The organism is Stomatobaculum longum (assembly GCA_000242235.1).
GTDB classification, from domain to species: domain Bacteria; phylum Bacillota; class Clostridia; order Lachnospirales; family Lachnospiraceae; genus Moryella; species Moryella longum.
The window spans coordinates 163977-183153 of the sequence record JH590865.1 but is presented as its reverse complement, the minus strand read 5'-3'; the positions used below and the strand labels follow the sequence as shown (position 1 = coordinate 183153).

The window sequence follows — 19177 nt, the reverse complement described above, 5'->3', positions numbered from 1 at the left end:
CTTCGCTTCGCCCGGTCTTTGCTCTCCCGGGTCCGGTTTTGTTCCTGTGTCCCCACAGTTCTGATCATGTCAGGTGCAGGAATATGAACCTGCTGTCCATCGACTACGGATCTCTCCCTCGCCTTAGGTCCCGACTTACCCAGGGCAGATCAGCTTTACCCTGGAATCCTTGGATATTCGGCCATGATGATTCTCACATCATTCTCGCTACTCATTCCGGCATTCTCTCTTCTCAGAACTCCACGCTTCCTTGCGGTAGCGCTTCGGCACTCTGAGATTGCTCCTCTACCAATGTATTACTACATTCCTAAGCTTCGGTATCGTGTTTTAGCCCCGGAAATTTTCGGCGCAGGACCTCTCGACTAGTGAGCTATTACGCACTCTTTGAATGTGTGGCTGCTTCTAAGCCAACATCCTAGCTGTCTTCGAAATCCCACATCCTTTTCCACTTAACACGTATTTTGGGACCTTAGCTGTAGGTCTGGGCTCTTTCCCTTTTGACTGCCCAACTTATCTCGTGCAGTCTGACTCCCGACCATCATCAGGACGGCATTCGCAGTTTGATATCCCTTGGCAGGCTTTGACGCCCCCTCAGGAATTCAGTGCTCTACCTCCGTCTGACTAAGTCGAGGCTAGCCCTAAAGCTATTTCGAGGAGAACCAGCTATCTCCGGGTTCGATTGGAATTTCTCCCCTATCCACACCTCATCACCACCCTTTTCAACGGATGTGTGTTCGGTCCTCCATCCCCTTTTACGGGGACTTCAACCTGGACATGGATAGATCACCCGGTTTCGGGTCTGCCGATGCTGACTGTAAGCCCTATTAAGACTCGGTTTCCCTTCGGCTCCGGACCTGTAGTCCTTAACCTTGCCAGCACCGGCAACTCGCCGGACCGTTCTACAAAAAGTACGCGGTTGTGCGTTCATGTATCGCACTTCCACTGCATGTAAACATAGGGTTTCAGGTTCTTTTTCACTCCCCTCCCGGGGTCCTTTTCACCTTTCCTTCACAGTACTATGCACTATCGGTCACTAAGTAGTATTTAGCCTTAGGGGGTGGTCCCCCCGCCTTCCCACAAGGTTTCACGTGTCTCGTGGTACTCTGGATCCTGCTGGGTCTTAACTCGTTTTCCCGTACGGGGCTTTCACCCTCTCTGGCAGACTGTTCCAAAGTCTTTCCGGTAACGATTCAATTCCCGTGTGCAGTCCGAACCCCGCAGTGCACGCACTGCGGTTTGGGCTCTTCCGCGTTCGCTCGCCGCTACTTACGGAATCACTGTTGTTTTCTCTTCCTCCGCCTACTTAGATGTTTCAGTTCAGCGGGTTCCCGGCTGTACGCTATGGATTCACGCACAGTCACTGCAGCTCTTCTGCAGTAGGTTTCCCCATTCGGAAATCTGCGGATCAATAGATATTTGCTCTTCCCCGCAGCTTATCGCAGCTTATCACGTCCTTCATCGGCTCTTAGTGCCAAGGCATCCGCCCTACGCTCTTTTTTGTTTAACCTCTTACATGCTCTCTAGCGTAAGAACATGCGGGTTGGTCAACTCTGCTCTCACAGAGTTACGTATTATTTAATCATAGACATGACTTCCGTCACATCTATTGGATACGACTTTCGTCGTATTACCTCGGATGTCTAGATATTCTAAAATTGAATATTCATTCTGTATGCGATTTTCAAGGTGCAAAGTGGAGATGGAGAGATTCGAACTCTTGACCCCCTGCTTGCAAGGCAGGTGCTCTCCCAACTGAGCTACACCCCCATAATAATCCGGCGCCCGCCTATTCTCCCATACCGTTACCAGCATAGTACCTTCGGCCGTCTTCCTCTTAACCGTCGTGTTCGGGATGGGAACGGGTGTTTCAAGAAGACGCATCGACACCGGAAATCCGGTGAACCTTTGATCAAAAACCAGACAGCACAAGCAACCCTTACTTTTTCCTTAGAAAGGAGGTGATCCAGCCGCACCTTCCGATACGGCTACCTTGTTACGACTTCACCCCAGTTATCCGCCCCGCCTTCGGCAGCTCCCTCCCTAAGGTTGGGTCACTGACTTCGGGCGTTGCTGACTCCCATGGTGTGACGGGCGGTGTGTACAAGACCCGGGAACGTATTCACCGCGACATGCTGATTCGCGATTACTAGCAATTCCGGCTTCGTGCAGTCGAGTTGCAGACTGCAGTCCGAACTGAGACGTTATTTCTGAGCTTTGCTTAAACTCGCGTTCTCGCTTCTCTTTGTTTACGCCATTGTAGCACGTGTGTTGCCCAAATCATAAGGGGCATGATGATTTGACGTCATCCCCGCCTTCCTCCCGGTTATCCCGGGCAGTCTCGCCGGAGTGCCCAGCTTTACCTGCTGGCTACCGGCAATAGGGGTTGCGCTCGTTGCGGGACTTAACCCAACATCTCACGACACGAGCTGACGACAACCATGCACCACCTGTCACTCCTGTCCCGAAGGAAAGCACTCATTACGGTGCGGTCAGAAGGATGTCAAGATTTGGTAAGGTTCTTCGCGTTGCTTCGAATTAAACCACATGCTCCACTGCTTGTGCGGGTCCCCGTCAATTCCTTTGAGTTTCATTCTTGCGAACGTACTCCCCAGGTGGAATACTTATTGCGTTTGCGACGGCACCGATGCCCTTCGGGCACCAACACCTAGTATTCATCGTTTACCGCGTGGACTACCAGGGTATCTAATCCTGTTTGCTCCCCACGCCTTCGAGCCTCAACGTCAGTTTTCGTCCAGCAGGCCGCCTTCGCCACCGGTGTTCTTCCTAATATCTACGCATTTCACCGCTACACTAGGAATTCCGCCTGCCCCTCCGATACTCAAGCTTTGCAGTTTCCAAAGCAGTCCCGCGGTTAAGCCGCGGGCTTTCACTTCAGACTTGCAGAGCCGTCTGCGCTCCCTTTACACCCAGTAAATCCGGATAACGCTTGCCCCCTACGTATTACCGCGGCTGCTGGCACGTAGTTAGCCGGGGCTTCTTACTCAGGTACCGTCATTTTCTTCCCTGCTGATAGAGCTTTACATACCGAAATACTTCTTCACTCACGCGGCGTCGCTGCATCAGGGTTTCCCCCATTGTGCAATATTCCCCACTGCTGCCTCCCGTAGGAGTTTGGGCCGTGTCTCAGTCCCAATGTGGCCGGTCATCCTCTCAGATCGGCTATCGATCGTCGCTTTGGTGGGCCGTTACCCCGCCAACTGGCTAATCGAACGCGGGTCCATCTCATACCACCGGAGTTTTTACCCCCGCACCATGCGGTGCTGTGGTCTTATGCGGTATTAACAGTCGTTTCCAACTGTTATTCCCCTGTATGAGGCAGGTTACCCACGCGTTACTCACCCGTCCGCCACTCGAAATAAAGTCTTCCGCCCGAAGGTTTCCGTCTCCACTTCTCGTTCGACTTGCATGTGTTAAGCACGCCGCCAGCGTTCATCCTGAGCCAGGATCGAACTCTCAAATTTAAGTTTGTTCGTTCCGGTCAAAATAACGTTGGTCTTTCTCAGTTATTTTACCCGTTATTACTTGGTTTGGTTCTTTTTTGAAATTCTTTTGGAAGCTCGCGGGCACATTCGAAAGATGTCCGTGAGCCCTCTGTTTTCACAGAGATTTCAGGGTTGTTTGTACTGTCTGATCTTTGATTTTCAAGGTTCTTGCTCCGCTCACTCGCGGGACTTTCATAATATAGCAGACCTGTTCCGAACTGTCAACAAGAACTTTTTACTTTTTTTATTTTTTCGTTCTCGGATGATTGTAAGATGAACCGGAACAATCAAAAAGAGCTGCCGACGAACTCGTGGTACGATGAAGCCAGCACACAGCACCACAGTGGGAGATTCGCCACGGCCCGGAAAGAGTATACCACAATATAGAAACAATCTCTGTCTGACACGCGAAAAGCGCACAGCTTGTCGAGAAGACAGTTTCCGTGTTTTTTTGAGGCGCACCTCTGTGTTGCCGTTTTATCGCTATTTTGTGCCACAGCGCTTTTCTTATCCGCTCTCTTATTTCATAAGCTGAGCTTTCGTCTCTAAGCGATCTGTCTCGCTATTCCCCATTCCCCCTCGCCTTTTACCTCCCGAATCATTGCTTACACACCGCATTCTTTCGATTCCGCTTTCTTCTCTGTTTTGCGGTTTATCCAGGTTCTCATTCCCGTGTCACCGCTCCCGCGCTCTCATTGCTTCTTAAACTCTATTGCTTCACTTCTCCGGGCACTTCTAAATCCGCCTATTGCCTCTCCCCTCCTCTCATCTCCCCATCCTCTTTTTCCCGCTTCTCTATGTATATGTATAGGATAAATCTCACCTCCTCATCCCGCGCAAGCCTTTGTCGGAGCCTCTCTCTTTCTCCCTTTTTCCCCATTCCGCCCGGGTCGCCTTGCACCGCTTAGAGCCGCATGCTAGAATGTTTTTCTGTACTCTTTTGGGAGGTTTTTATGATTTATCTCGATTACAGCGCAAATACCCCGGCCGACCCCCGCGTCGCCGAGGCCTTTCTCCGCGCAAGTCTCGATTACCCCGGCAATCCGAATTCCAGACATCCCGCCGGGCAGGCCGCCGCAAAAGCACTTGCCGACGCGCGGGCACATATTGCGGCGTTGCTTCGCATATTGCCGGAAGAATTGATTTTTACCTCCGGCGCCACCGAAGCCAACAATCTCGCGCTGCTCGGCAGCACGGCGGCCCGCCGCCATGTCGGCCGTCACATCATCAGCACCGCGCTCGAGCATCCCTCCGTCAGCGCAACCCTCAGCTATCTGCAGGAAGTCGGCTATGAGATTGATCTGCTCCCCATTCTGCCGAGCGGCTGCATTGATCTGAACGCGCTCTCTTCTCTACTCAGGAAGGATACCTGCCTCGTGTCGCTCTCCGCAGTCGACAGCGAACTCGGCACCTTGCAGCCGCTCGCCGAGGCCGCCGCGCTGATCCGGCACTTCCCGGACTGTCACTTTCACGTGGATGCAACCCAGGCCATGGGCAAAGTCCCGGTCGATTTTTCCGTCGCCGACAGTGTGAGCTTTGCCCCGCACAAGTTTTACGGTCTGGTCGGCAGCGGCGTTCTATATAAGAAGAAAGGCATCCCGCTCTACCCCCAGCTTCACGGCGGCGAGAGCGATTCACCTTACCGGAGCGGCACACCGGCACTCGCCGAAATTCGCGCGCTGGAGACAGCGCTAGAACTTGCGCTCGCCGAAGAAGCCGCCCGCTACGACCTTGTCGCCGCACACAATGTGTATCTCCGCGCGGCCCTCAAAGGGAAAGCGAAAGTCACCGTCAACAGCCCGACGACTGCCGTTCCGCACATTCTGAATCTCAGCATCGCGGGACTTAGGGGCGCGGCCGTTCAGGCAGCACTCGCTCTGTCCGATATCTGCATCTCCGTGAAATCCGCCTGTTCAACGGACGCTCTGCCGAGCCGCGCCGTCTTTGCCGTGAGCCGCTCCCGGAAGAATGCGCTCGCCTCCTTTCGCCTGAGCCTAAGCCACCTGACCACCCGCGAGGAACTCGATGCCCTGCTCGGGGCACTCGCTCCTCTCCTGCATTGACCGCTTACCAGAAAGGACTACCATGGCACGAGAACTTCTGCCCTATCAAATTGCCGAGCGCAGCATCATCAAAAAATACAGAAAGCAGCTCTGGAACCCCTTTATTGCCGCCGTAAAGCGCTATGCCCTTGTGGAACCCGGCGATAAAATCGCGGTCTGCATCTCGGGCGGCAAGGATTCCATGCTGATGGCCAAGCTCTTCCAAGAACTGCACCGTCACAGCGATGTTCCCTTCGAGGTCATCTACCTCGTGATGGATCCGGGCTACAACGAGATGAACCGCGCGAAGATCGAGAGCAACGCAAAACTCTTGAATATCCCGATTACGATTTTCGAGACCGACATCTTTGATGTCGCGAACAATGCCGACGAGCACCCCTGTTATCTCTGTGCCCGCATGCGCCGCGGCCACCTCTACCGGAAAGCCAAGGACCTCGGCTGCAACAAAATTGCGCTCGGCCACCACTTAAACGATGTGATCGAGACCACCGTGATGGCCATGTTCTACAGTTCCCAACTGCAGGGCATGATGCCGAAGCTGCACTCGCAGAACTTTGAGGGCATGGAACTGATACGTCCGATGTACTGCATACGCGAGGACGATATCATCGCCTGGCGGCGCTACAACGAGCTCTCCTTCATCCAGTGCGCCTGCCGTTTCACCGAAAACTGCACCATCTGCGACAACGGCGGCGGCGGCAGCAAGCGCCAGGAAGTCAAGATTCTGCTGCGCCACTTAAAGCAGACCAATCCCGACATTGAAAAAAGTATTTTTAACGCGATTCACGCAGTCTGCACCGAAACCTTTCCCGGCATCCGGAAGAGCGACGGCGACCACAGCTTCCTCGAGGACTATGAAGCGAGACGCGGAGAATAAATACCGGAATCCCCCACCGCGTGCAGTGAGGAATTCTTTTTTTGCGTGTTCTCCGGTGACGCGCACAGTTTCCGGTGCACACAAAAAGGGAGTCCCCTCGCGGGAACTCCCTTTCGATTTCTCGTATTGCGCCTGCGGCTTAGTCTACCCGGTACGGCAGCAGAGTGATGTGGCGTGCTCTCTTGATTGCGAGCGTGCGCGTTCTCCGGTGACGCACGCAGTTTCCGGCGCGCGCAAAAAGGGAGCCCCCTCGCGGGAACTCCCTTCCGATTTCTCGTATTGCGCCTGTGGCTTAGTCCACCTGGTACGGCAGCAGAGCGATGTGGCGCGCTCTCTTGATTGCGAGCGTGAGCGCTCTCTGGTGACGCGCGCAGTTTCCGGTGATGCGGCGCGGAAGAATCTTACCTCTCTCGGAGATGTACTTCTTCAGCGTTGCGACATCCTTATAGTCGATCGGCTTTGCGCCCTCTGCACAAAACACACAAACTTTTCTTCTTCTGCGCATGCCGCCCGGACGTCTGCTTCTCTGTCCTTCCGGTCTGTCACTTCTGTTAAAAGGCATGATCTTGTCCCCCTATCTCTTTAGTTAAACGGCAGTCCTTCGTCTTCGACGCCGTCCGGGATATTCATGAATCCCTCGGTGCTGGCGTTCTGCGGGCTCGGTCTTCTCTCCTCCGCATAGCCTGTCTGCGGGGCGCTGTTATAATTTCCGTTTCCGCCGTTGCCAGCGCCCTTGCTGTCGGCGAATTCCTGATCTTCCAAAATCACTTCGGTTGTATAAACTTTCTGGCCCTCGCGGTTCGTGTAGCTGCCGGTCTGAATTCTGCCGGACACCAGCACGCGCATTCCCTGCCGGAAATACTTCTCCGCGAACTCCGCCGCCCGGTCAAAGGCAACACAGGGGATAAAATCCGCTGTCTGCTCGCCGTTGCTGTTTCCGCGTCTGCCTCTGCGGTCCACCGCAAGGGTGTAACGCGCAATCGCCATGGACTTCTCGCCGCTCGAATAGCGAACTTCCGGATCTCTCGTCAGTCTTCCCATCAAAACGACTTTGTTCATACAATCACTCTTTCTGAATTATTCTGCTGCTTCCTGTGCGGGCTGCTCGACAACTTCGTCTCTGACGATCAGATATCTCACGACCGGCTCGAAAATGCGAAGGCTTGCTTCCAGCTCGTTCGGCGTGGATGCATCCTCGGACTCGAACTTGATGAAGTAGTAGAAGCCTTCCTTCATCTTCTGGATGTCGTAAGCAAATCTCTTCTTACCCCAGTCGTCGACGTTCGTCACAGTGCCGTTGAAGCGGGTGATGTAGCCCTGCGCCTTCTCCAGCGCAGCTGCCTTCTCCTCTTCCTCGAGCTTTCCGTTCAGAACAAGCGTCAATTCGTATTTGTTCATTTCGCTCTTCCTCCTTTTGGTCTCCGGCCTCCGGTCACGTCCGGAAGCAAGGATATAATGTCACGGTAACTAAGTTTACCTGATTTTAAGCCGCTTTGCAAGCGCAAATACTGTAAAAGTCGCGCTTCAGCGTGCCTCTTCCAGGGCCTTTGATAGCACCTCTCCGATCGGCGCCTGTATGACCAAATCCGCATCCCGGTCTGCCGGCGTTGCGCTGCGGTTGATGACGACCAGATGACGTCCGCCGAAATAGCGCAGGAGTCCCGCCGCCGGATAGACCGCGAGCGAGGTCCCGCCGACAATCAAAAGATCCGCTTCTGCGATGCGACGCGCCGCTTCGGTGAGCAGGGCACTGTCCAGCGCTTCCTCATAGAGCACCACATCCGGCTTGATGATGCCGCCGCAGTCGCAGTGCGGTACTGTGCCGGGGCGCGATAGCAGCTCTGCCAGGGAATAAAACTTTCCGCAGCGCAAGCAGTGGTTTTTCAAGACCGTTCCGTGGAGCGGCAATACCCGTTTGCTCCCGGCCTTCTCGTGCAGCCCGTCGATATTCTGGGTAATCACCGCGCTGAGTTTTCCCTGCCGCTCGAGCGCGGCGAGCGCCAGGTGCGCGGCGTTCGGCTCTGCGTCCGGATAGAGCATTCTTTCCTTATAGAAATCATAGAACTGCTCCGTGTGCGCCAGAAAGAAACTGTGGCTCACAATCTGCTCCGGCGGATAACGCCGCTTCTCCGCATAGAGTCCGTCCGCCGAGCGAAAATCCGGAATCCCGCTCTCGGTCGAGACACCCGCGCCGCCGAAAAAGACAATGCGCCGACTCTTCGAAATCCACTGTGCGAGCTCACGCAGCTGTTCCTGATATTCTGTCTGTTCCATCTACCTCTCCCCTCTGCCGCTCCGGCAATCCGCTTCTCACATTTCTTCGTCAAAATAGGCCCTGTATGATGTCAACTCCTCTGCCCAGGGCGCGCGCTGCATGCCGAAAAATACGGTGACCAGTTCTTCCGGCGTGAGCGCCGTGACATGCTGCCGCCGCTCTGTCTCTGCCGACAGCCGCTCCACAAAACTTCCCCGCTTGGTCGCGCGCAGCAAAAAGACGCCGTTGTTCTCCGCAATCAGCGGATCTTTCAGCGAAAAGAAAAACTTCCGCTCCTCCGCCGCAACTTCCTCCCGGAGCGAAATGCCCGCAAAAAAGGCGGGGAGCGAGAGAATGCGCGCCATAATAAAGGGCTCGGTGCCGCAGCATTTCAGGGTCGCCGCATCCGGCAATACGACGCGGGCATCCTGTTCCCGTGTATCCGGATAGTCAAAGACCTCCATCCCGATCAGCTTTTCACCGCCGCTCGCCTGTCTCTCCCGGACAGACAGCACCCGTCCTTCTCCCGCGGACACTTCGCCGCACACGCGGCGCAGGTAGTCGGGGCTTCGCAGACAGAAAATATCATACTTCTCCGCGAGTATCGCGTTACAGCAGGCGGACAACTCGTTTAACAGGCTCTCGTCTCCGACATCCACCGCGCGGCAGTGATAGCAGGCATCGTTTTTTAGAATGCGTTTTTCCCGCCGCGAGGCATAGGCAAACTGAAACGGCGTATAGTAGGCGGGGTTCGCGGGCTCAAGAAACACAAAGGGTTTGCCGGCCGCATACTCCTCCCGGAGCGCCTCGGTGAGGATACGCCGCATGATACCGCGCCGCCTGTACTTCTGCCCCGTTGCCACCGCGACAATATAGGAGAGTGTCAGTTCTTCTCTCCCGAACCGCACCCGACAGGGGTTCAGGCAGAGCATTCCTTCGACCTCCTGCTCGTTCTCTATGACATAGACCGTATTTTCCCGCATGCGCGACGCATAATAAAAATCCCGCATGCGCGCGCTGTCCTCCGGAAAAGCCTCCTCATAGAGCTTCCGCGTGCGCTCCTTTTCCGTCTGTTCCAACTTCTTGACTTGCATGCACTTTTTCCCTCTCCTTGTCAAAAAAGATCTGCCCGACGCGGACAGATCTTCGTTCTTTTTTAGTATTGCATCTCTGCCTGAATCTGCCGGTCGCTCAAATCCGCGCCCTTTCGCTCCAGAATCAGATATTTCTTTGCAAATCCACAGGGATAGTAGCTCTGCTTCGATTTCCGCAGTCCCTCCAGACCGACATCGTCCTCGCGGTTAATGATGGCCGCCTCCGGAAAGGCGTGGCACAGAAACTCTTTGTTGATAGCCTGATAGAGGCCGTCAATCTCCGGATTTGCCTTTTCGATGTGAATGACCGCCATGTTGTCGCGCCGGTTCAGGCTGCCGACCGAAAAGGCCGCGAGCTCGCCGTCAATCAGAATCGCGCCGGTGCTGACACTTTTTCCGAGATCCAGCTCTTCGCCGTGATTCAGAAGATCATGAATGCCTTCGACCTCGCGGTCCAAGTGGTCTTCGACCTCATCTCCCTTGCCGTCCCGCCACTTTTCGAGGAAGCGAAGCACAGCCTCGTGGTCGCCCGGCTCCAGCGGACGGTAGGTATAGCGCTCGCCGTAGTTCTTGATAAAGTTATTGTAGTGGTTTTTTTTCTTGTGGAGTTTTCTGCCCGAGAGCGCGCGAAGCGCGTTGCCGTCATAGAGATAATCGGCCGCATTCTCCTCTTCCTCGACCAGATACTGATCCTCCGGCAGCTGCAGTGCGCGCACGGCGCCCTCATCCGCGAGTTTCACAATGAGCGGCTTTTTCAGCACCTCGCGAAAATACCGCTGTAGCGCTGCAAAACATGCGGGCAGATCCTCCTCCCGCGCGAGCGGCATCGCCGCATAAGGCTCGTCCTCGGTGCCGTAGAGCCAGAGCAGGCCGAGTTCCCGCTCGCCGTCTCTCAAAACCGCGGCCCGCGCGTCAAAATACTTTCTCCAGAGAAAGCTCTCGAGCGGCGTGCTGTCCGAGGTGAGATTGGAGCGCAGCTCATAGAACTTTGCATAGCGCGCCACATCGCCCGCGTGAAAATGATGAAACTCCGGCTGACTTTCCTTCTTACAATCCATAACGCCCGAAGCAGTGCTTCAGTCTAACTCCTTTCCCGTGAGCATCGCATACGCTTCCTTGTACTTTGCGATGGTCTTGTCAATGACATCCTGCGGGAGCTTGTAGTCGCTGTCCGGATTCGCCTTCAGCCAGTCGCGCACAAACTGCTTGTCAAACGACGGCTGGGACTTGCCCGGCGCATAGCCCTCGAGCGGCCAGAATCGCGAGGAATCCGGGGTCAGCATCTCGTCTGCAAGGACAACCTCACCCGCCTCATTGAGACCGAACTCGAACTTCGTGTCCGCAATAATGATACCCCTGGTCTTTGCATAGTCCGCGCAGAGGCGATAGAGCGCCAGCGTCTTATCGCGGATAATCTCCGCATACTCTCTGCCCTTGCCCGGAAATGCCTTCCCGAGCACCTCGACGCAGCGCGCAAAGTCGATGTTCTCGTCGTGATCACCGATCTCCGCCTTGGTGCTCGGGGTAAAAATCGGCTCCGGCAGCTGCTCGGACTCCTGTAAGCCGGCCGGGAGCTGAATGCCGCAGACCGTTCCGTTCTTCTTATAGCTCTCCCAGCCGCTGCCCGTGATATAGCCGCGGACAATGCACTCAATCGGCAGCATTGTGAGCTTCTTGCAGAGCATGCTGCGGCGCTCGAATTCCGGCGTCCGGAAGAACTCCGGCATATCCGCCGTGTCCGTGCTGATCATGTGGTTCGGCATGACATCCTTGGTATATTCAAACCAGAAACGGGACAGCTGCGTGAGCACTGCGCCCTTGTCGGTGATGCGATTCTTCAAAATCACATCAAACGCGGAAATGCGATCGGTTGCGACCATCACAAGACCCTCTCCGACATCGTAAATCTCGCGCACTTTTCCCTCTTTTACCGGTCTGTACTCCTGCATATTGATTCCTCCTCTGTCAATCGAAGACTACTATGCGCTATCGTATCACAAAGCACACAGCTTGTACATGCCGCAGAAACCTTGTAAAACCCGGAAAGTACAATCTTAAAATTACCGTTTTTTGCCGCAATACCGCGCCTTCCGGTAACAAATCAGTAACACAGTTCATTCAAAGCAGAGGGCGCGGCCCCTCTGTTTGCCATATCAAGTATGCTCTTTCGGCAGGTAAATGCCGCGGCGGATTGTCTTCCGCCAAAAAAGCAGGACAGAGAGTGTTTCTCCCTGTCCTGCTTCTATTTCTTTTATTTCATCGCGCGCCGGGAATCCAGGCGCCCGTGGCATCGACCCGGTAGCCGTCCGGTGTCGCTTCATTCCGGTACATGGAGCCGTAGGGACGCACCGTCGCATTGTCCTTGTAGTACCAGCGCTCGCTGACCGCATCATACTCATAGGTCTCGGCGCTCGCAGTCGGCGCGAAGTAATACCACTTGCCGCCGAGTTCCTGCCAGCCGGTCTGCATGACTCCGCTGCTCTCGTCGAAATAGTACCAGCACTGATCAAAGTCGTCGAGGTGCCAGCCGGTCTGCATTCTGCCGAAGAAGCCGTCGTGATTCCGGTCGAGATAGTACCAGTTCATCGCCTCGTCGCGGTACCAGCCGAAGTCCATGATGCCGTGCTGCCCGAAGTGATACCAGTGGGTCTCGGTGTGATCGCCGTAGTTGTAAACCAGTTTTCCCCAGCGGTTTGCGAGGCGCATACCGCCGTTTAAGGTGAAAATCCACTCGTGCTGCGTTGGATTTACAAGCTCCCATTTACCGTTCGTGCCGACCGCGTAGCTCTTCTCGTAGTCCGCAACAAAGGGCTCGCCGCCGAGAAACTTCGGACTGCCGGCCGTATTGAAGCTTGCGCTTCCGTTGCCGCCGCCGGCGCTGCGACCGCCGTTGCCCCGGCCGTTGCCGCCGCTGCTGCCGCCCGACAGATTGTTATTCTGCTGCGCGTCGTAGTGCCGGTAGCGCGGATTCAGAATATCGTCGTACTGCGCGAGCGTCTGCAGGATGGAGTTGAGCGCCGCCTGCAGCTCCGCGAGACTTGCGCGCGGCGCTGTCCGCTCGAGCACCGCCAGCGCATCGCGGATGCCGTAGAGCTCCGGTCTGCCTGCGACGCCGTGCACGCCGTTTACGAGATCCGCGGTCTCCCGCCGCTTTAAGAAGAAGTCGTCCGCAATGCGGATTGCACGGCGGGTCGCCTCGTCGAGCTGCCGTCTCGTATCGTTCAGCTCCGCGCGGTTGTTTTCATAATATGCGTAGAGTGTGAGAGGCTTTCGCACCGGCGTGCCGAGGTCAAAGCCGAGGTAGCGGTCATTCCGCCTGCTCCAGACCGGGGCCGCATGCAGGCGATATTCGACGCCGTCGGTATCGACCGCATAGGGATCCGGATCTACGAGGCCGCCAAGCGCATCGCTGCCCGCATAGTCGCTGTCCTCGGCAGCTTCTCCGCGCCGCACCTTGAAGCGATAGCGCGGCTGCACCGCATTCGGCGCCTCGTTGACAAATGTCAGGCGATACGCCTTCGAGTAGACGAGGTAATAGCGGGTACCTGCCTTCGCGGTGAAACGGAACAAGCCGCCGTTTTCCTCGACGTTGCCGGATAAGGTCTGCAGCGCGACACCGACATAGCCGCCGCCCGGTTGCTCCTCGAAGAGCTCGTAGTCGAGCATGTCATTATCCCTGTTTTCGAGCTGCACATAGGTCTCAAAGGTCGCATTCGAGGGCGTCGCGTTGACTTTTCTGCCGTCCACATAGCGCTCGATGTCGGTCTTTAATTCAAAGGCCGCCGTATAGGCGTCCGGATGCTGCGTGCCCGCAATACTGACGGTTTTTAACGCGTTCGATGCGGTCTGCGGCACCTCTCTCTTGCTGTAGACCGTGCGATATTCGACCTTCGCGCCGTTCACGCCCGAGAGGACGCGGTCCTCCGGCGTGGTGAGCAGCGCCGATAGCCTCGCCTTCTCATCCGGCACCAGCGAAAACTCGCCCTTTGCCGCGTTGCGGCTCTCGTCGCTGACTGTTGCATCCGTGCCCAGCCCTGCCTCATACTCTGCTTCCAGCACGAGGTTGCTCGCCGGCATTGTAAATTGCACAACTGCCTGTCCCGGTTGGAAAGTCACATCCGGGATATATCCCGCGACGACGCGCCAGCCCTTGAATGCCGCTCCCGCGGCGTTGACAAGCGGCGCGTTCAGTTCCACGGTCTCGCCCGCGTGCGCGTCGCTGTCAAAGCTTCCGTTGACCGCCCGCGCCGCAATCGTCTGAATCTCGCCCGCATAGGTCTGAAGCATGAACTTCAGCACTTCGACCGCATCCGGGTCCGGATTCTGATTCGGCAGCGGGATACTGACCGGATGTCCCGGTCCGACCTTTGCGTGCGGCGCCGCCGGATGTGCCGCGATGACGGTCGCAATCGCATCGCCCGGCTGCACGGTGACATCTCCCGTCGCCTCATAGACCACGAGCTGTTCGCCCGGTGTCCGGTTGTCAAAGTAACTGCGTCCCGCAATCGAGCCCGGCACAATGTCGAGCACCGCGCCCGAAGGATCGGTCAGAATGTACTGATAGCCGGGCTTGGTGTCGAAGACTGTCACGCGCCCCGTGTTGTCGGAGAGCAGGCCGCCGACCGCATCCACATCCTGCGCCGGGAGACCAAAGACAATCGGATTCTTCACATATCTGAGCCGATAGGTCTCCCCGTTTTGCAGAACCGTCGAGATATCCGCCTTGCTGCCATTGCCCGCATACCAGTCCTCGCGCACATAGTTCGCGATGCCGGTAAACGCGGCGTCGGCGCTCGCTCGGATGCTGCCGAAGAGGCTGTCCTTCTTGACATGGTACTGCAGGCGCATGCCCGGCACCGGCAGCGTGTTGCTGTTATAGGGCGCAATCGCGACATCAATCCAGTAGGCCGGATTCTCCCGGTAGTACGCTGTGAGCACCGTGTCGGTCGTAAACCTGTCGGTATCGGCCGCAAGGGTTTCGCCTGCGTCGAGCGTTCCGTTGCCGTTGTCGTTCACAATCCAGCCCGCAAAGTCGTAGTAGGGACTCTCGCTGACCGTGACAGCCGGTACCAGTCGCTTTGCCTTGATATCCGCAAAGGTGTAGCCCTCGGTCGCCGCACTTCCGGCGCGAAGCACTTCCGCGTAGAGCTGACCGGCTGTGTCGGTCTTTACATCCGCCGACGCCTCGGTCGCCGTGAGGCTGCCGTGTGCCCCGGGCAGGTAGCTTACCTTCACCCACTGACTGCTATCACGGTGATAATCGAGATTCAAGTCCAGCTCGCCGCCCGGCATGGTCGCCGTATAGCTCTGCGCATTGCCGCTCACGCTGACAGTGCCGCTCCCCGCGGGCGCATCGCTAAAGCCGGGCTCCGTCGCGCTATAGCGATAGCCGTAAATCTGCGGGAAGGTCTCGGTGAACGCCGCGCCGATCGGCCGGTTCGAAATCTGCTGCGGTTTTAAGACCTGCAGCGCGGGATCCAGACTGTCCGCATCCCGGAAGCTCATCACAAACGGGACGCCGGTGCCGTCCGGCTCGAGATAAATCTCGATTTTTACATCCTGGTTCGGCATCTCGGCCGTCAAAGTCATGCCGGTGATGTCCACATTCCGCACCGCGGAGACAAAATTGTTGGTCGCGGTCGGCAGGCTCGGCTGAGCACCCTGCACGACCCGGAAAGGCGTGCTGCCGTTGACCTGATAACCGGTCGGCAGGCTGAGGCTCTGGCTGATCTCTGTCTCCGGGAGATAGCGCACCGTAATCGGCGCTGTGCCCGGCACCAGACCGCCCGGCGCTGCCGCCGTGCCCGTGTGATATTCAATCGTGAAGTTCGACTTGTCGCTCTCCGCGTTACCCGGGACATAGTGGAAGGCAATCGCCACATCCTGGTTCGGCATGATGCCCCGATAGTCGCCGTTTGTCTGCCAGTTCGTGTCCACGCCGCCGACCATGTTTTGCAGCGAGGTCGGTGTGACCTCGGACAGGTTCCGGTCGGGCAAGAGCCGGTAGCCCGGAATCGACTTGTTGCCGACCGTAAACGCCGTCTGGAAGGTAATCGGCACAGCCGCTGTCTGATGGAACAAAATCGAACCGTCGCCGTTCATATACTGCGCGTAAAGCTGATAGTGAATGCTCGGATCCGGCTTCCACTGCACATAATAGGTCTTGATGCCCGACACGAAGGTCAGGAGATACTGTCCCGCCGCATTGGCCGTGACAGACGCACCCGTGCCGTCCGCGTTCTCGGTCAGTTTTTCGATCACATAGCCGTAGCGCGTCGGCAGCGGCGCCACAGTCTGTGCGCCCGCCATTCCGTTCGTCGAGTTCAGTCCCGGAAGTCCGCCGTTGCCGTTAATGACAATGCGGCCCATGTCGTCGCGGTAGCGGTACTGGAGATTGACCGTGTCATTCGGCATCACAAAGTTCGAGAGCGTACCGTCCGTCGCGGACAGCGCTGCGCTACTGCCGAGCGGAACCGAGAGTTCCGCGTGGTCAAAGACATAGCGGGTACCACCCGACACAAAGCTCTGCACGGCGACCGGAAGTCCCGCGACCGTCAGATTGCTGCCGACCAATTCGTCGGAGCTCTGCGGCGTGAGCACCGGAGATCCGGTAATCGGCAGGCCGTACAAGTCCGTGATGCTCCGGTTCAGCTTTTGCGTGACCGCGTGCAGAACAATCGACGTGCCGCTCTTCTTTTTCACGATGCCGACCGCCGCACTGTCCTTTTCGAAGCGGTCCAGCGCGCCGTCGGCATTGACCGCAACCGGAACATCCGTTGTCGCGGTCGGCAGCACGGCGGTCGTAAAGCCTATGGTCGAAGAGGCATCCAGCGGGTTCGAAGCGCTGACCGCAACCGTTTTTCCCGCCGCGAGATACAGATTCTCGGCCTTGCCTGCGGCATTTTGATTTCCGGTCAGCTGCACCGCGCCGCCGACCGTGAGGCTGCCGCCCGCACCGAGGTACACGGCGCCCTCGGAGACCGCCGGTGTGACCGCGGTGTCCTTATGTGCGTTGTTATTCCGGATGGTCAGCGGATACTGCCTGCCCGTCTCCCCGCTCGCGGCGAATTCAACGCTGCCGCCGGTGATGCCGAGCGCGCCGCTTCCGCCGCCCTCGAGCACGGTCTTTGCGCCGAGCGAGAGCGTTCCCGCCGTATTTTTTAACATAAAGTCACCGCTGCCGTTTGCAAAGCGAAGATCCTCAATCGCGACCGGCACCATGCTCTGGTTATTCTCAAGCAGCGGCCCGCTGTAGCCCGCCGCGGGCGCAATGGTCTTGGTCTCGCTTCCGAAGCTCACCGAAGTCGCATTATTGTGCATATCCGTGCTCGCTAGGGTCAAACTGCCTCTGGTTCCCACCTTGCTCGCATCGATGGTGAGCGGTGCGGCAAGCGCCTGGTCGTCTTCAAAGTAGATGACCGCATTTTTGTCCTTTGCGAGTTGCAGCGCCCGGTCAAAACTATGCACCGGGTGGTCAAAAGTACCGCTGTTCGCATCGACACCGCTGCTCGAGACATAAATCGCGGCTTCGACATAGCTGTAGGCGACACGCTTATGGATGGTCTCCCCTGGGTGGAGATTCAACTCCCAGGAGAAAGCCGGGGAGAGGTCCTCCCCCTCGGTGGATTGCCCTGTCATTGCCGCAGTGCTGCCGAGAGGGTTGAACTGATAGAACGGTCGTCCCAACGCATCATGCCCGGCGACCGAGTCATAGCCGCTGTGAAAAGCGTACTGTAGGCGCCTCGAGAAGTCTCCGATCCACTTGCTGCCCGGCGCCGAGGTGCCGAGGGTCGCATCGTCGAGGACAATGTTCACCGTCGCAATGTCACCGTTCTTTCTCGCATAAAAGCCGCGGTCCGTGCTGATCATATCTTTCGTGCGACCGTCTCCCGAAGCGAACTGTCCCGAAAACCCCGGATATGTCATCGGGGTGTCATTAACCGAGAGATCGTAGGCCATGCCGACATAGAATTTCTGTCCGCCCGGCGGCAGATTCTCGCGCCCGTAGAAGTAGTAGTCGGCATAGACATAACGGCCCGCAATCCGGGTCTCGACCTGGGTCTCAATCGTGCGGTAACGCCCGGAAGGACCGAAGCGCGTGGTCTCGACCGCACCGTTCTTTGCAACCAGCGCCGCGCCGCTCAGGTTCTGATTCGCGCCATTCGCTACATTGCCCCCCGCAAGTTCCGAGGCTCTCTGCCCCATTTTTGCGATGTAGTAGGTATTTCCCTGACTGTCGGTTTCCGCAACACCCGGCCAGTAGCCGGTTCCGCCGGACCCCGTTGTGGTATCCACCTGCTTCGGATACGGCGCCGGACCCTGATCTGTGTCCGGCATCACGATGTAGAGCGGCACACCGTTTCCGGCTGTCAAGCCGTCCGAATCCAGCGTAATGCCGGGCTCATAACCGTCCGCATTCTTTCCCAGAATGTTATAGCGGCTTGAGCGCAACGCCGGGCTCAGCTCGCGGTCGTCATTTCCCACCTTCCAGGAAAAGGTCATGCTGTGGTTCGTGGTCTCGCCGCTTTGCGGGAGCGCCGGCACGGCAGGCTGCAACTCCGTGGCCGCCAGTGCTTCAAGACTCGCTGCGGGCACAAAAACAGAGAGCAGTCCGAGCGCCGCGCTGAGCCCCAGACTCAGTGCGGACCGCCCCGCTCTCCGCATCCAACTTGCTCCTGACACTCGTTTTTCCAAATGGCACCTCACAAAAAATTAAGAAATTATGAATAATTATAGCAGATATACAGCACTTGTCCAGTAAAAATGCAAAAAAAGAGCTCCCCGGAGGGAGCCCTTCTTGTGAAGCGAAAAGGATGGTCTTACGGTGTCTCGCGAATCCAGGCACCGGAGGCGTCCACATGGTAGCCGTCCGGCGTCTTCTCGCCCGCAAACATGGAACCGTACGGTCTGCCGCCGCGGTTTGCATAGCCCCAGCGGTTTGTCTCGCTGTCCCATTCCCAGGTCGGTGCCGATGTCTCCGGATTGAAGTAGTACCAGACGCCGTCGATCTGCTGCCAGCCGGTCAGCATGGCACCGGTCAAGAGATTCAGGTAATACCATCTGCCGTCCGCGCTGTCATGGTACCAGCCCTTGTCCATGGAACCGAACCAGCCGCCGTGAACGGTCGAGAGGTGGAACCAGGTGCCCTGATCGTTCTTCCACCAGCCGCTGTCCATCACACCGTCGGCGTCGAAGTGATAGCTGTAAATCTTCGTCTCACCGCCGTAAGTATAGGCGATATCCGCCCAGCTGCCTCTGATCTTCTTTCCGGCGCCGAGATCAAAGTACCAGCCGTGCTGTGCGACATCGAAGTTGACCCAGTTGCCTTCCGCGCCGTTCTGGTAGACGCGATTGCCTGTGCCGGTCGGGATTGTGCCGCCGCGCAG

Annotated in this window: 10 protein-coding genes, 1 tRNA gene, 3 rRNA genes and 1 pseudogene; 2 read left to right on the top strand and 13 right to left on the bottom strand. The window is 57.0% G+C overall.

Annotation, left to right across the window (positions count from 1 at the left end; all coding sequences use genetic code 11):
- From HMPREF9623_RS10705 to HMPREF9623_RS10690, 4 genes are all read right to left on the bottom strand, one after another.
- A 23S ribosomal RNA gene (locus tag HMPREF9623_RS10705) occupies nt 1-1507 on the bottom strand; the annotation flags it as partial.
- Between the two features lie 187 nt (nt 1508-1694).
- A tRNA-Ala gene (locus tag HMPREF9623_RS10700) sits at nt 1695-1767 on the bottom strand.
- A 6-nt stretch (nt 1768-1773) separates the two neighbouring features.
- Nucleotides 1774-1891: ribosomal RNA gene (gene rrf, locus HMPREF9623_RS10695) — 5S ribosomal RNA — on the bottom strand.
- Nucleotides 1892-1951: 60 nt separating this feature from the next.
- A 16S ribosomal RNA gene (locus tag HMPREF9623_RS10690) occupies nt 1952-3482 on the bottom strand.
- 974 nt (nt 3483-4456) lie between these two features.
- Here HMPREF9623_RS10690 and HMPREF9623_RS10685 point away from each other — a divergent pair.
- On the top strand, nt 4457-5566 hold the full coding sequence (locus HMPREF9623_RS10685; RefSeq protein ID WP_009533877.1) for a cysteine desulfurase family protein: 1110 nt from the start codon (nt 4457-4459) through the stop codon (nt 5564-5566).
- Nucleotides 5567-5588: 22 nt separating this feature from the next.
- On the top strand, nt 5589-6443 hold the full coding sequence (locus HMPREF9623_RS10680; protein WP_009533876.1) for a tRNA 2-thiocytidine(32) synthetase TtcA: 855 nt from the start codon (nt 5589-5591) through the stop codon (nt 6441-6443).
- Between the two features lie 292 nt (nt 6444-6735).
- On the opposite strand, the gene rpsR is transcribed toward HMPREF9623_RS10680, so the two are convergent.
- The 9 genes and pseudogenes from rpsR to HMPREF9623_RS11710 all read right to left on the bottom strand — a co-directional run.
- Nucleotides 6736-7005, bottom strand: a complete 270-nt coding sequence (gene rpsR, locus HMPREF9623_RS10675; RefSeq protein ID WP_009533875.1) for a 30S ribosomal protein S18 — start codon at nt 7003-7005, stop codon at nt 6736-6738.
- Between the two features lie 20 nt (nt 7006-7025).
- Complete coding sequence (locus HMPREF9623_RS10670; RefSeq protein ID WP_009533874.1) at nt 7026-7502, bottom strand: single-stranded DNA-binding protein; 477 nt, start codon at nt 7500-7502, stop codon at nt 7026-7028.
- 18 nt (nt 7503-7520) lie between these two features.
- A complete protein-coding gene (gene rpsF, locus HMPREF9623_RS10665; protein WP_009533873.1) occupies nt 7521-7841 on the bottom strand; it encodes a 30S ribosomal protein S6 in 321 nt (106 codons plus the stop codon).
- 126 nt (nt 7842-7967) lie between these two features.
- Nucleotides 7968-8717, bottom strand: a complete 750-nt coding sequence (locus HMPREF9623_RS10660) for an NAD-dependent protein deacylase (protein WP_009533872.1) — start codon at nt 8715-8717, stop codon at nt 7968-7970.
- A 36-nt stretch (nt 8718-8753) separates the two neighbouring features.
- Complete coding sequence (locus HMPREF9623_RS11050; RefSeq protein WP_009533871.1) at nt 8754-9791, bottom strand: GNAT family N-acetyltransferase; 1038 nt, start codon at nt 9789-9791, stop codon at nt 8754-8756.
- Nucleotides 9792-9853: 62 nt separating this feature from the next.
- Complete coding sequence (locus HMPREF9623_RS10650) at nt 9854-10849, bottom strand: DUF2156 domain-containing protein (protein ID WP_009533870.1); 996 nt, start codon at nt 10847-10849, stop codon at nt 9854-9856.
- An 18-nt stretch (nt 10850-10867) separates the two neighbouring features.
- Nucleotides 10868-11740 carry a phosphoribosylaminoimidazolesuccinocarboxamide synthase gene (locus HMPREF9623_RS10645; protein ID WP_009533869.1) on the bottom strand — a complete coding sequence of 291 codons (873 nt, stop codon included), beginning with the start codon at nt 11738-11740 and terminating at the stop codon, nt 10868-10870.
- Nucleotides 11741-12047: 307 nt separating this feature from the next.
- Nucleotides 12048-18455: an N-acetylmuramoyl-L-alanine amidase family protein gene (locus HMPREF9623_RS10640; RefSeq protein ID WP_009533868.1), complete on the bottom strand. Its 6408-nt coding sequence runs from the start codon at nt 18453-18455 to the stop codon at nt 12048-12050.
- Nucleotides 18456-18610: 155 nt separating this feature from the next.
- A pseudogene (locus HMPREF9623_RS11710) lies at nt 18611-19177 on the bottom strand (InlB B-repeat-containing protein); the annotation flags it as partial.

Coding starts and splice junctions, on each gene's coding strand:
- HMPREF9623_RS10645 (WP_009533869.1), bottom strand. CDS start 11,740: ATGCAGGAGTACAGACCGGTAAAAGAGGGAAAAGTGCGCGAGATTTAC.
- rpsR (WP_009533875.1), bottom strand. CDS start 7,005: ATGCCTTTTAACAGAAGTGACAGACCGGAAGGACAGAGAAGCAGACGT.
- rpsF (WP_009533873.1), bottom strand. CDS start 7,841: ATGAACAAATACGAATTGACGCTTGTTCTGAACGGAAAGCTCGAGGAA.
- HMPREF9623_RS10650 (WP_009533870.1), bottom strand. CDS start 10,849: ATGGATTGTAAGAAGGAAAGTCAGCCGGAGTTTCATCATTTTCACGCG.
- HMPREF9623_RS10680 (WP_009533876.1), top strand. CDS start 5,589: ATGGCACGAGAACTTCTGCCCTATCAAATTGCCGAGCGCAGCATCATC.
- HMPREF9623_RS11050 (WP_009533871.1), bottom strand. CDS start 9,791: ATGCAAGTCAAGAAGTTGGAACAGACGGAAAAGGAGCGCACGCGGAAG.
- HMPREF9623_RS10685 (WP_009533877.1), top strand. CDS start 4,457: ATGATTTATCTCGATTACAGCGCAAATACCCCGGCCGACCCCCGCGTC.
- HMPREF9623_RS10660 (WP_009533872.1), bottom strand. CDS start 8,717: ATGGAACAGACAGAATATCAGGAACAGCTGCGTGAGCTCGCACAGTGG.
- HMPREF9623_RS10640 (WP_009533868.1), bottom strand. CDS start 18,455: ATGCGGAGAGCGGGGCGGTCCGCACTGAGTCTGGGGCTCAGCGCGGCG.
- HMPREF9623_RS10670 (WP_009533874.1), bottom strand. CDS start 7,502: ATGAACAAAGTCGTTTTGATGGGAAGACTGACGAGAGATCCGGAAGTT.